Origin of the sequence: Mycobacterium sp. AZCC_0083, from assembly GCF_014202335.1 — a bacterium.
In the GTDB taxonomy this organism is placed as follows: domain Bacteria; phylum Actinomycetota; class Actinomycetes; order Mycobacteriales; family Mycobacteriaceae; genus Mycobacterium.
Window position 1 is genome coordinate 722,257 of sequence record NZ_JACHGP010000001.1, and the last position, 11,293, is coordinate 733,549.

The following is an 11,293-nucleotide window of genomic DNA, read 5'->3' on the forward strand; positions in this document are numbered from 1 at the left end:
GGCAAGTGTTGTCCCAGCGGGACGTATCGCCGTTGGGTGACGCAAGCGATCAATCGTCCTGCTCTGACAACACCCGATAGACGGTCGCACGGCTGACTCCGAGGGTTGCGGCGATGGTGCTGGCGGACTCACCGCTGGCGTGCATTCGTTGCGCCAGAGCCACCTTCGACTGGTCAAGCGCCTTCGGGCGACCAATGGACTGCCCGCGTGCCCGCCGTGCATCCCGCGCTGCCGTGCGGCGTTCCTTGCCCAGTTCCAACTCAAGCTCGGCGAGGCTGGCGAGAACGCCCGCCACCATGCGGCCCGAAGCGTGCGACGTGTCGATGCCTTCACGAAGCGACCGGAGCACGATCCCGCGCTCACCAAGGTCGCGGATGGTGGTCATAACCTCAGCGGCGTTGCGGCCCAGACGGTCGATGCCAACAACGACGATGGCGTCACCTTGCCTCTCAGAGTCCAGCAGCGCAGCCAGGCCGTGTAGACGTTCCCGACAGCTTGTCGGTGTAGACGCGGGTGGCGCCAACGCCTGCTGTGTCGGAGTCCAGCGCGCGCCGCGCTGCCAAGTCAGTGAAACCACTGGGCGCCCTGGGGTGTGCCGCTCTCAATGTCGACACCGTGACCGATCGGTTGGACTGGCATGGTGTTGTCGGGCAAGGTCGCCAGGACGTCCGCCATGGCCGGATCGGCGGCCAGGAGGTCGACCCAGTGCTTGCGGCGCGCGGGGGTGATCTTGCCTTTGGTGATGGCGTCGTCAACGTTGGCCTCGATGCGCTGGGCTTGGGCTGCGGCCTTGACCTGCTTGCCGTCGGTGGCCTCGCGGCGAAGCATCGCGATGGGATCGGCGTCGACCACCTCGAGGCCGGCTCGCTTGGCCGTCGCGGCCATCGCCGAGGACTGTGCGTCCTCAACGGTGGGTTTTCGGGTCTTCGCGGACTTGGTCTGACAGCCGGGTCGAACGGTGGCTTGGCGGCGGTCATCCCGCGCAGGAGGGCACCGCCGCAACGTCAAGTGGCATCACCGCAAAAAGTGCATCCGCACCATTGCTGGCGGAACTAGAATCCCTCCATGGGAGTGGAGGGAACGTTGCGAGTCGACCCGACACACCTACGCACAGCGGCCAAGAGCCAAGCTGAGGTGAGCACGTTCGTATCCAGCATGACGAATGGACAGTCGATGGCCACCGGAGGTGCTGGCATGCCGGGGTTGCTCAGCGGGGCGGCGTGCCAGTTCGCCGGATCGATCCTTGACACCGCGGCCAGCGCAGTTCACGGGGAACTCACCGATCACTCCACGAAACTCTCGGCGGCGGCCGATCACTATCACCGGACGGATGAGGAGCTCGGGCGCCGTCTGCGCAAATTCGCCCCATGACCACCACGGCTAGCGCGCTTGCCGGGACGGCGTCTTGACGGTCACGATCCCTCAGGTGGAGGCCTCGAAGCCCGAGGGGCTCACCCAAACAGCCACCGCCCTGGGCCAGACGGCGTCGAGTCTGTCGTCGCAAATCGACACCCAACGTGCCACGATCGACGGGCTGCGCGACAAGTGGGAGGGTCCAGCCTCCGATGCGGCCATCGCGAAGGCGCAACCCACGCTGCTGAAGTTGCAGGAGATCCACGACGCTCTTGGCCGTACCCAGTCCGTCCTGCAGCAGGGCGGCAGCGCACTCGCGCTGACCCGAACCAACCTGCTGCACACCGTCACTGGGTTGACTGGACAGGGTTGGCAGGTCGGACCGGACGGGACCGTGTCCGTGCGCCCCGGAAGCCCGATAGATCAGTTCGCGAAGATCAGCGGGTCCAATGCGATGAAGGTCCAGCAGCTCGCCGCGACGAATTCGGTGAACGTCAAGGCGCTGCTGGCCAGTTTCGACACCACCGACCGACAACTGAGTCAAAACCTGCGCACGGCCGTCGGTGGCCTCGACGGCGCGCCGCAGAACGTCGGGCCAGGCGATCTTCCAGAATCGCCGGGCTACGACGACGGTTCGGAGATCCCGGTCGGCAAGGACGCCAACGACGTCAACAAGTGGTGGAACTCGCTCGACCCCACTGAGCGGAAGCGGCTCCTGGCTGCTTGGCCCGACAAGTTGGGCAATCTCAACGGCATTCCCATCGCCGACCGCAGCATCGCGAACAACGCTGTCCTGCAACAGGATCTGAATCGGCCCGCCGAGATAGCCAAGTCCCGCGGGGTGACCAAGGAGGAGGTCCTGGCTCACCCCGAGAAGTACGGCATGGCCGGACCGATGATGGATCGCTACGACAATGCCCTCAAGGTTGAGGCCGCGTTGACGCAGGACGCCAGGGATGCCAAGGACGCAGGCAACAAGACGCCCGACATCCTGCTGATGAAGTACGACCCCGAGGCGTTCGGCGGCAAGGGGGCCGCCGCGATCGCGATCGGCAACACCGACAAGTCCCCGAACACGACCGTGATGGTGTCCGGCCTGACGACGTCGGTGGCGGCAGGGACGTTGTCCGACGGGAGCGCGGTGAACGTCTACAACGAGGCGAACAAGGCGGATTGGAACAACCCGACGGCCGTCGTCCAGTGGATGGGCTACGACGCCCCGAACGATCTAGCGGTCGCCGAGCCGAACATGGCGCGCAACGGTGCACAACTCCTGGCTCCCGACGTCAACGGACTCGCCGCCACGCACGACGCCGGCCCCTCGCATACGACGGTGATCGGTCATTCATACGGCTCGACGACGGTCGCCGACGCCGCGGCCGGCTACGGGATGCACGCAGACGACGTCGTCCTCGTCGGGTGCCCGGGAACGGATCTGGCGAAATCGGCCGCCGATTTTCACCTGCCGCCCAACGGTCATCTGTACGTCGGCTCGGCGTCGACCGACATCGTCACGAATCTCGGAAGCCCCCACCTCAACGTGCCGGGCGTTGGACTCGGCACCGACCCTGCCATGGATGGGTTCGGTTCCACCCGATTCCACGCCGAGGCAGCGGAATTCAGTCCCAACCCGATCGATGAGCACACCTCGTACTTCAAGAAGGGATCCGAGTCGTTGTTCAGTGTCGCCGACATCGTTTCCGGGCACGGGGACGCACTCGAACATGACGGCATGACCGCTGACCACCGCGTGCAGACTCCCGGATTGCCCTTCCCGGTACCGGGATTGCCTGCGCCGCTGGTCGTCGATCCGGAGTTGATGCACAGCTCCAACAACGACCACTACCACACCGGACAGGGTGGCTAGCCATGAAGACCAAAGGACAGGAGCAATGAACATTGAGGCTCGTATACGCCCGAATCACCGCGGTGCTCGTGGCACTGCTCGCCCTGGTGGGGTGCAGTGACATCGTGCTGAACCCGATTTCCCCGCAGGAAGCCCGCCGTCAGGTCATCGACGTATCCAAGCAGGTGGTCTCCGATCTCGGTGGCGAGGTGGCCGACGCGACCTTTGGCTACAGTTCGTGCAACGACCAAGGCGAAGCGCCGTTCCAGGCTCATGCCAATCTGGGGCTGTGGATCCCTGGGGCCGACCGGTCTCGCGAGGTGTCCCCCAATGTGGTGCTCGATCGGTTGCGGCAACACGGCTGGCAGACCGATCCGGATTTTCACTCGCATGGAACCACGTTCAAGCGCGACGGGCAGGACGTGGTCGTGTGGGTGATACCGCCACCCAAGCCCAACGACCCGCCCATCGCTCACGTGAGCATCGATGTCCTCGGCGAGTGTCGCGACACCTTCGACCATCGATCCGACCAGACGAACAGCCTCTTCGAGAACATTCGGGGAGAACTCACCTCGGGTTGAACGCGAGTGGAGACGGGCCCTACCGTTTGGTGGCCGTCAGCACTTCGAGAGTGACTGGTTCGATGAACCGTCCATTCGGGTCGATCGCGAGCAATGCATCGGTGATGGCTTGTTCGAACGCGCCGCGCCGATCGCCGAGGAGCCGGCGAAGTGGCAGCGACGTCGAGTAGAGGTAACCGATGACCTGTTCGACCGTCCACGGACGTGCGGATTCGTAAATCCGTCGATGCACGTGCCGGAAGGGTGAGACCGCCAGGATCTCCTCGTGCGACCCGTGGTCGACGGGTGCGTTCATGCGTCCAAGCAGCGGGTCCGGGGGCATGACGTCCGCAGGTAGGAAGTGAGGTTGAAGCTCCTCGATGGCGTGCTGCCCTGCCGTGATCGGCCGCACCAAGCAGCTGTCGTTGGCGAGCACGATGCCGCCGACGTCATCGACCATGTCATCGAGGACTGCCAGGACTCGTGCGCGGTCCATCCAATGAAACGAGCGACCCATGGTGACCAGCCGGAAGCGCCCGAGATCGCCTGGGAGTTCTGTCGAGCTGCCTTGTGTCCAGGTCACATTCGCAATGTTGGATGCCTGGGCCCGCCCGGCGGCTTCGGCGAGCATCTCGGGCTCGGGGTCCACGCCGACGGCTTCAGCGACGTGTCCTGCGAGAGGGAGTGTCAGCTGGCCTGTACCGCAACCTAGGTCGAGCAGACGCCTGGTGCCGTCGAGGCCGAACTGCCGGACAAGGTCATCGAAGAACGCCTGCGGATAACCCGGTCGATATCGCGCGTAATGCCATGCGGTTCCTGCAAACAGGCCGTCGCCTGACCTGCCGAGTGAATCGGTCACGCTCACCTCACTGATCTATCCCATTGTGTCCCGGGTCCGGCGCTGCCCGGCGGCAGCAGGATTGGCCCCGCCCAACGCCGAGGATCGAGTGCTATTCGACGGCGGCAAACCGGCGTAGATTCTGCGCGCTAACGGGGCCATCCCGACTCGACAGCTGCTGAACAGCTCCAAAACTCTACGGCCCACTCATCCTTTGAGCCCAAAGCCCGTGTGGGTCAACCTAATCCATGTCGATGACGTGACCCGTCGGTGACCTACCACAGGCAGTACGCACGTTCATGGTGTGCGTATGAACATTTCTGATGTACGTTAGTTACGTGGATGCTTCCGAACGCGGTATGTGGCTGATCGACCAGCTCCGGCAGCGGGGCCGAGTCGACGTGGCGGAGGCGGCCGCCGAGTTCGGTACCGCGGAGATGACGATCCGCCGCGACCTGGACGCGCTGGTGCAGCAGGGTGTGGCCCGCCGGGTCCGGGGTGGCGCGGTCAGCCTGCTGATGCGTGGTGAGGAGTTGCCGTTCGCGATGCGCGAGATGTCCGCCGCGGCGGCCAAGCAGCGGATCGGCGCCGCGGCGGCCGAGCTGATCGCCGATGGCGAGGCGGTCGGCCTCGACGGCGGCACGACCGTACTCGAGACGGCACGGGCACTGCGGGGCCGGCGGTTGACGGTGCTGCCGGTGTCCTTGCATGCGGCAATGGCCTTCGCCGACTCGCCCTCGGTGCGGCTGCTGATGCCCGGCGGTGAAGTCCGGCCGGGAGAACTGTCGGTCGTCGGGCCCGCCACGCTGGCGACCATCGCGGCGCTGCGCTTGGACACGATCGTCCTGGCGTGTTGCGGGATCTCACCGGAAGGCCAGGTGACCACGCACGACCTCGGCGACGCCGCGGTGAAACAGGCCCTGATCGGCTGCGCTCGTCGCACCATCCTGGTGCTCGACGGATCGAAGTTCGCCCACTCGGCCATGGCCGTGGTGTGCGAGGCAACCAGGGTGGACGTCGTCGTCACCGACGACACCGCTCCCGCCGAGGCCATCGCGTCGCTCGAGGCGGCGGGGACGATCGTGCATCGTGTCTAGCCCGGTGAGCGACCTGGGGAGTCGGCCCGACGCGACGCGAGTCCCCTCCCCCGGCGCCGCAGCGACGCGGATCGCCATCACGGTCGTCTTCGTGGTCCACGGTCTGTTGTTCGCATCGTGGACGGCGCACATTCCACACGTCAAGCAGTCGCTCGGCCTGAACGACGGCTCCTTGGGTCTCGCGCTGGTCGGCGCCCCGGTGGGATCGATAGCCGCATTGTGCCTGGCCGCAACGTTGTTGCCGCGCTTCGGGAGTCGACGCATCATCCAGGTTGCGTTGTGCGGGTACTGCGCAGCAGGCCCGCTCGTCGGCATCACCGGCAGCCTGCCCGCACTGTTCGGTGCACTGGTCCTGTGGGGCGTGTTCCAGGGCACCCTGGACGTGGCGATGAACACCCAGGCCATCGACATCGAACGACGAAGCGGCCGACCCCTGATGTCCGGTTTGCACGGCGGCTGGAGCATCGGCGCGTTCACCGGCGCCGGGATCGGCGCCCTGGCCGTCGGCGGCGGGCTCGCATTGACACCCCAACTGCTCGTCCTGGGATCGGTTGCCCTGCTCATCGCCGGCCTGCTCAGCACGCGCCTGCTCCCCGACCATCGAGATGGCTCGGACACCGAAACCCCCACCGCCGAAACGGAATCAGGAGATGGCCGGTCGCGGTGGTCGGTCGGGATGCTCGCCCTGGCGACGATCGCCTTCGCCAACATGCTGTGTGAAGGCACCGCCGCCAACTGGGCCTCGGTCTACCTGTCGGGCTCGCTCGGTGCGACCCGAGCCGTCCCCGGGCTCGGACACGTCGCTGCGCTGACCTCCCTCCCGACCGCGCTGGGTCTGCTACCGGTGTTGACCGGGCTCGTGGCGCTCGGCGCGTGGTTCGCACCCGGCCTGAAAGGCAGGCGCACACCATGATCGACTGGCTGCTGCTCGACTACGGCGAAGTTCTCAGCACCGCCCCACCCGACGCGGCGTTCACCGAACTCGCCGCAATCGCCGACCTGAATCGCGACGAGTTTCGCGAACGGTACTGGCGCTACCGGCCCGACTACGACCGGGGCCAGACCCCCGAGCGGTACTGGTCGGGGGTTCTCGACCGCGACCTCACCCGGCAACGATCCGTGGTCGAACGACTCACCACCGTCGATATCGATGGGTGGTCTCACTTGAACCCCGACAGCCTGCGCACAACGCTGAACTTCGCCCGCCACAACCACATCCGCTTGGCACTGCTCAGCAACGCCCCCGAACCACAGGCCGACGCCATCGAGGACACCCATTGGGCCCGCCACTTCGACCACCGCTTCTACAGCTGCCGGCTGCGGCGAAACAAACCCGAGCCGGGCGCATTCACCGATGCGCTTAGCACCATGGGCGCCGCGCCCGAACAAGTGCTCTTCATCGACGACCGTGCCGAGAACACCGCCGCAGCAGCCGATCTGGGCATGGCCACCATCACCTTCACCTCTGCGGCCGCGCTACATCACCAACTGACGCGCGTCATCAGGTGAGTTGGGATCACAGACACCACGGCTGGCACGGGAAACTGATGCCCGGCGGTGGAGGTGGAGGCGGCGGAGGCGGCAGCTCTCCGTCCCAAATGTTGTGCGCGACATTGCCCTGGCCGGAGTAGACGTACCAGTAGGTGTGGCAGATGCTCTCGTCCCAAACGACTGGGTACACACGGATGTTGCCGGTCTGCACCGGCGGATCCCCTGGGCACCAACGACACGGACCGGATGGGCTGTCTTCCGGACAGCCGGGCCAGGCGTTCAGCGGCGCGGGACCACCGGGGATGGCATGGGCGGTGCCGGGGCTCACCACCCCCGGGACGGCGCCCAACAGGAACACGGCCGTGGCCAGCCCGACGAATAGTCGCTTCATGGCTCGTTCCCTTCGTCCGGCCGGAGCGTCGACCGGTGACGGCAAGGTTTCTGTAAGCCTCTTGGAGGATCCTTGGAAATTGGGCCGCCTCGCGGGAAGATCCGTAAAAAGTGTGCGAATTGGGGTGGCTCGTCGCTCCTAACTGGTGAACGGGGCGTATGCGCCCGAACCGAGCCAACCCAGAAGGAGCCTTCGTGATCGCCGCCTTGCTCTACGGCTATCTGGCGGGATGGTGCCTGACCACCGTCGGGATGGCACTGACCGTGCGCCGGTTGCGTCCCGTGCCGCATCCGATATCGCTAGCCATCGCCGCAGGTGCAGCCTGGCCGGTGCTGCTCCTGGGGGCTGCTCAGCTGGCGGTCGTCGCCCTGGCTGCAGAAGCCATTCGCCGACGACGACCCAAGGCGGTCGAGCAACCGCTGCCCGTCGAACCGGTCCCGGAAAAAGTGTCGGACTAGGCGTCGCTCGTCGCTCCTACCTGTGAACGCACCCGCGACGACAGACCAGGAGCATCCCCATGAACATGCAATATGCGCAGGCCGTCGTCGCTCACGAACAAGCGCAACTTCGACGCTTGGACACCGGTCCAACCACCGCGAGGTACGCCCCTCCGTCGGGACCGCGGTATGGCGGCCCACCTCGCCATTCGTCCAAATAGTACAGATTTTGATGTACTGTTTGGTCCATGGCGACCCTGGTTCATCAAGATGCGCTCGCCCGTTTCGGTTATGCGCTCTCGGACACCACGCGCACGCAGATCCTGTTGAACCTGCGTCGCTCCGGGGCCTATCCGTCCGACCTTGCCGAGCAGATTGGCGTCTCGCGGCAGATCGTGTCGAACCACCTGGCGTGTCTGCGCGGCTGCGGCCTCGTGGTCGCGGTCACCGAGGGCAGACGTGCGCGGTACGAGCTGTCCGACCCGCGCATTGCGCACGCCCTCGATGACCTGCTCGGCCTCGTCCTCGCCGTCGACCCCGAGTGCTGCGCAGAACACGGATGCAGCTGCTGATGTCGTCCGACCTCGGCATGCCCGGGCTGGGGCCTGCGCTCACCGATGAACGGCGCCAACTTCTTTCGCGCCGCATCCGCCTGTTCGTCGCAGCGACGATCACCTACAACGTCATCGAGGCGATCGTCGCCCTCACCGAAGGCACACGGGTCTCGTCGACGGCCCTGATCGGATTCGGCCTCGACTCGGTGATCGAGGTGTCGTCGGCGGCCGCAGTCGCCTGGCAATTCGCCGGGAAGGACCCCGAAGCCCGCGAGAAGACCGCGCTGCGGATCATTGCCTTCTCGTTCTTCGGCTTGGCCCTCTACGTGTCCATCGACGCGATCCGGTCGCTGCTCGACGGCGGCGAGGCTCAGCACTCCATCGTCGGGATCACCCTGGCGGCCGTCAGCCTGGCCGTCATGCCGGTGTTGTCGTGGGGGCAGCGGCGAGCCGGCCGCGAACTGGGCTCGCTCTCGGCGGTCGCCGACTCCAAGCAAACCCTGCTGTGCACCTATCTGTCGGCCGTCCTGCTGGTCGGACTCGTGCTCAACGGCGTGTTCGGCTGGTCGTGGGCCGATCCCGTCGCTGCGATGGTGATCGCCGTCATCGCGGTCAGGGAGGGTCTCGACGCCTGGCGGGGCGATACCTGCTGCTCGACGCCGGCTACCCGGGCCACCTGCGAATAATCATTCTGTGACGAGAACGGCAATGAGTTTCGCGACCCGTGCGCCGAGGAACCCGATGCCACGTTCGGACACCAGCCCGGACACGAGAGCGAGGGAGCTCACATGAGTGCTTTGGACAAGGCCAAGAACAAGATCGAGGACCTCGGCGGTCAGGCCAAGGAAGCGGCTGGCAGCGCCACCGGTGACAAGGACACCGAGAACGAGGGCAAGGTCGATCAGGTGAAGGCCAACCTGAAGGACGCCGGCGAGAAGGTCAAGGATGCTTTCAAGTAGGTACGAAGAAACTCGCATTCGGCCCGCCATTCCAACGGATGGCGGGCCGAGTCGTAGGCGCACGAGGCATCCTTGGCCCGTGGACGTCGACGCCTTGCTGCAGACCATCCCGCCGTTCGCGGTGTACCTCGTCGTCGGCTTCATCATCGGCTTGGAGAGCCTGGGCATCCCGCTGCCTGGCGAGATCGCACTCGTCAGTGCGGCGTTGCTGGCCTCGCGCCACACCCTCGACATCAACCCGGTGGGCGTCGCCGCGGCGGCGATCACCGGCGCCATCGTCGGCGACACGATCGGGTACAGCATCGGTCGCCGGTTCGGCATGGGGCTCTTCGAGCGCCTTGGCAAGCGGTTCCCGAAGCACTTCGGCCCTGGGCACGTTGCACTGGCAAAGCAACTGTTCTCCCGATGGGGCGTGTGGGCGGTGTTCTTCGGCCGCTTCATCGCACTGCTGCGCATCTTCGCGGGCCCGCTCGCCGGTGCGCTGAAGATGCGTTACCCACACTTCTTGGCCGCCAACGCATCTGGCGCGTTCTTCTGGGCGGGAGGCACCACCGCCGTCGTCTACTACCTCGGCCTGGCCGCTGAGAAATGGCTCTCCCGGTTCTCCTGGATCGCACTCCTCGTCGCCGTGGCGATCGGTGTGATCGTCACGCTGCTGCTGAAGGAGCGAACCAGCTGGGCGATCGCCAAGCTGGGGGAAGAGCACGACTGGGACACCCTCCGACACCATTAACGCCGGAGCGGGTGGCCGAAGTCGTGCACGCCATTCACGCGCGGTTCGACGAACGGCCGCTGCGGGAGTTCGTGCCGCTGTTCGTGGAACGCGGCGCCAAGCGCGAGCTCGGTCAGCTCAGCACCATCGACGCATAGTTCGACGGTCGCCACCACTGGCCTGACACCATCGAGGCATGACCGACCGCTTCGAAGTCCAGCGCACCATTGCCGCCCCCGCAGCCGATGTCTTCGCCGTCTTGTGTGACCCCCAGGGACACGTCGCGATCGACGCCACCGGCATGCTCCAGGGCGCCGACGGCGAGCCCGTGACGGCGGCGGGCGACAGCTTCGTGGTGCACATGGATCGCGAGGCGCTCAACGACTTTCCGCTCGGCAGGTACGACGTCACCGTGCAGATCGCCGAGTACGAGTTGGACAAGCTGATCGCCTGGACCGTCCTCGGCCAGATCCGCCCAAACATCGGGCACGTCTACGGCTACCGCCTCGAGCCCGACGGCCCGGCAGGCGAGGCCACCGTCGTGACGTCGTTCTACGACTGGTCGAACATCGATCAGCACTGGCGCGACGCCGGGATCTTCCCCGTGATCTCCGAGGGCGCGCTGCGCGCCACGCTGGGCATCCTCGACCGGACGGTGCGTCGCGGTTACCCGCGCGGTTAGACATCCCAGGTTCGTAAGGTGTCAAGCGGCTTTGGCGGGTTGGCGGTGTGCCCAGGCGGTGTGTTCGTCGTAGGTGCTGTGGTGGCGGAGGCATCCATGCAGGATCCCGACGAGGCGGTTGCCCAGGGCGCGCAATGCTTGATGATGCAGGTCGCCGGCGGCGCGGTGTTGGTCGTAGAAGGCGCGCGCGCCCGGACTGGATTGCAGTGCGCAGAAGGCCCATTGATCGACGGCGTCGTAGAGGCGGCGGTTGCGGACGTAGCGGGCCAACACGGCGCGTTTGCGGCCCGACGCGACGGTCAATGGTGAGGTTCCGGCGTAGTTCTTGCGACACTTGGCTGTGGTGTAGCGATTCGGGTCGTCCCCGAATTCA

The 11,293-nt window shown here is 66.0% G+C and carries 17 protein-coding genes and 1 pseudogene; 13 read left to right on the top strand and 5 right to left on the bottom strand.

Annotated features, from left to right (window positions below):
• Positions 1–49: 49 nt before the first annotated feature.
• Both HNP02_RS03425 and HNP02_RS03430 read right to left on the bottom strand, forming a co-directional pair.
• Positions 50–563 (bottom strand): annotated as a pseudogene (locus HNP02_RS03425) (recombinase family protein).
• A gap of 1 nt (position 564) precedes the next feature.
• Entirely contained in the window at positions 565–885 is a 321-nt protein-coding gene (locus HNP02_RS03430; protein WP_184434694.1) for a hypothetical protein, read from the bottom strand.
• Between the two features lie 180 nt (positions 886–1,065).
• Here HNP02_RS03430 and HNP02_RS03435 point away from each other — a divergent pair, with 180 nt between their 5' ends.
• The 3 genes from HNP02_RS03435 to HNP02_RS03445 are packed head-to-tail and all read left to right on the top strand — an operon-like array spanning position 1,066 to position 3,780.
• Entirely contained in the window at positions 1,066–1,371 is a 306-nt protein-coding gene (locus tag HNP02_RS03435; RefSeq protein ID WP_184434697.1) for a type VII secretion target, read from the top strand.
• Positions 1,372–1,426: 55 nt separating this feature from the next.
• Positions 1,427–3,220 carry an alpha/beta hydrolase gene (locus tag HNP02_RS03440; RefSeq protein ID WP_184434713.1) on the top strand — a complete coding sequence of 598 codons (1,794 nt, stop codon included), beginning with the start codon at positions 1,427–1,429 and terminating at the stop codon, positions 3,218–3,220.
• A gap of 32 nt (positions 3,221–3,252) precedes the next feature.
• A complete protein-coding gene (locus HNP02_RS03445) occupies positions 3,253–3,780 on the top strand; it encodes a hypothetical protein (RefSeq protein WP_184434716.1) in 528 nt (175 codons plus the stop codon).
• A gap of 19 nt (positions 3,781–3,799) precedes the next feature.
• Here the strand turns inward: HNP02_RS03445 and HNP02_RS03450 are convergent, their stop codons facing one another.
• On the bottom strand, positions 3,800–4,618 hold the full coding sequence (locus HNP02_RS03450) for a class I SAM-dependent methyltransferase (RefSeq protein WP_184434719.1): 819 nt from the start codon (positions 4,616–4,618) through the stop codon (positions 3,800–3,802).
• A gap of 317 nt (positions 4,619–4,935) precedes the next feature.
• Here HNP02_RS03450 and HNP02_RS03455 point away from each other — a divergent pair, with 317 nt between their 5' ends.
• The 3 genes from HNP02_RS03455 to HNP02_RS03465 are packed head-to-tail and all read left to right on the top strand — an operon-like array spanning position 4,936 to position 7,203.
• On the top strand, positions 4,936–5,694 hold the full coding sequence (locus HNP02_RS03455; RefSeq protein WP_309241391.1) for a DeoR/GlpR family DNA-binding transcription regulator: 759 nt from the start codon (positions 4,936–4,938) through the stop codon (positions 5,692–5,694).
• Positions 5,687–6,607, top strand: a complete 921-nt coding sequence (locus tag HNP02_RS03460; protein ID WP_184434722.1) for an MFS transporter — start codon at positions 5,687–5,689, stop codon at positions 6,605–6,607. Before HNP02_RS03455 ends, HNP02_RS03460 begins: the two co-directional genes overlap by 8 nt.
• Positions 6,604–7,203 carry an HAD family phosphatase gene (locus HNP02_RS03465; protein WP_184434725.1) on the top strand — a complete coding sequence of 200 codons (600 nt, stop codon included), beginning with the start codon at positions 6,604–6,606 and terminating at the stop codon, positions 7,201–7,203. Before HNP02_RS03460 ends, HNP02_RS03465 begins: the two co-directional genes overlap by 4 nt.
• 7 nt (positions 7,204–7,210) lie before the next feature.
• On the opposite strand, the gene HNP02_RS03470 is transcribed toward HNP02_RS03465, so the two are convergent.
• Positions 7,211–7,576 (bottom strand): hypothetical protein, encoded by a 366-nt coding sequence (locus HNP02_RS03470; protein WP_184434728.1) that lies wholly within the window; start codon positions 7,574–7,576, stop codon positions 7,211–7,213.
• Positions 7,577–7,770: 194 nt separating this feature from the next.
• Between HNP02_RS03470 and HNP02_RS03475 the strand changes: the two genes are divergently transcribed.
• From HNP02_RS03475 to HNP02_RS03500, 7 genes are all read left to right on the top strand, one after another.
• Positions 7,771–8,034 (top strand): hypothetical protein, encoded by a 264-nt coding sequence (locus HNP02_RS03475; protein ID WP_184434730.1) that lies wholly within the window; start codon positions 7,771–7,773, stop codon positions 8,032–8,034.
• Positions 8,035–8,261: 227 nt separating this feature from the next.
• The gene (locus HNP02_RS03480; RefSeq protein ID WP_184434733.1) at positions 8,262–8,585 is read left to right on the top strand and encodes a helix-turn-helix transcriptional regulator; all 324 of its coding nucleotides are present in this window, start codon (positions 8,262–8,264) and stop codon (positions 8,583–8,585) included.
• The gene (locus HNP02_RS03485) at positions 8,585–9,253 is read left to right on the top strand and encodes a cation diffusion facilitator family transporter (protein ID WP_184434737.1); all 669 of its coding nucleotides are present in this window, start codon (positions 8,585–8,587) and stop codon (positions 9,251–9,253) included. The genes HNP02_RS03480 and HNP02_RS03485 overlap by 1 nt, the downstream gene beginning before the upstream one ends.
• Positions 9,254–9,355: 102 nt before the next feature.
• Entirely contained in the window at positions 9,356–9,526 is a 171-nt protein-coding gene (locus tag HNP02_RS03490) for a CsbD family protein (protein WP_184434740.1), read from the top strand.
• 79 nt (positions 9,527–9,605) lie between these two features.
• The gene (locus HNP02_RS03495) at positions 9,606–10,259 is read left to right on the top strand and encodes a DedA family protein (RefSeq protein ID WP_184434743.1); all 654 of its coding nucleotides are present in this window, start codon (positions 9,606–9,608) and stop codon (positions 10,257–10,259) included.
• A gap of 11 nt (positions 10,260–10,270) precedes the next feature.
• Positions 10,271–10,396, top strand: a complete 126-nt coding sequence (locus HNP02_RS42440) for a three-helix bundle dimerization domain-containing protein (RefSeq protein WP_255506126.1) — start codon at positions 10,271–10,273, stop codon at positions 10,394–10,396.
• A gap of 38 nt (positions 10,397–10,434) precedes the next feature.
• On the top strand, positions 10,435–10,920 hold the full coding sequence (locus tag HNP02_RS03500) for an SRPBCC family protein (RefSeq protein WP_184434746.1): 486 nt from the start codon (positions 10,435–10,437) through the stop codon (positions 10,918–10,920).
• A gap of 21 nt (positions 10,921–10,941) precedes the next feature.
• Here the strand turns inward: HNP02_RS03500 and HNP02_RS03505 are convergent.
• The coding region (locus HNP02_RS03505; protein WP_184434749.1) for a transposase at positions 10,942–11,293 on the bottom strand (352 nt) is incomplete at its 5' end.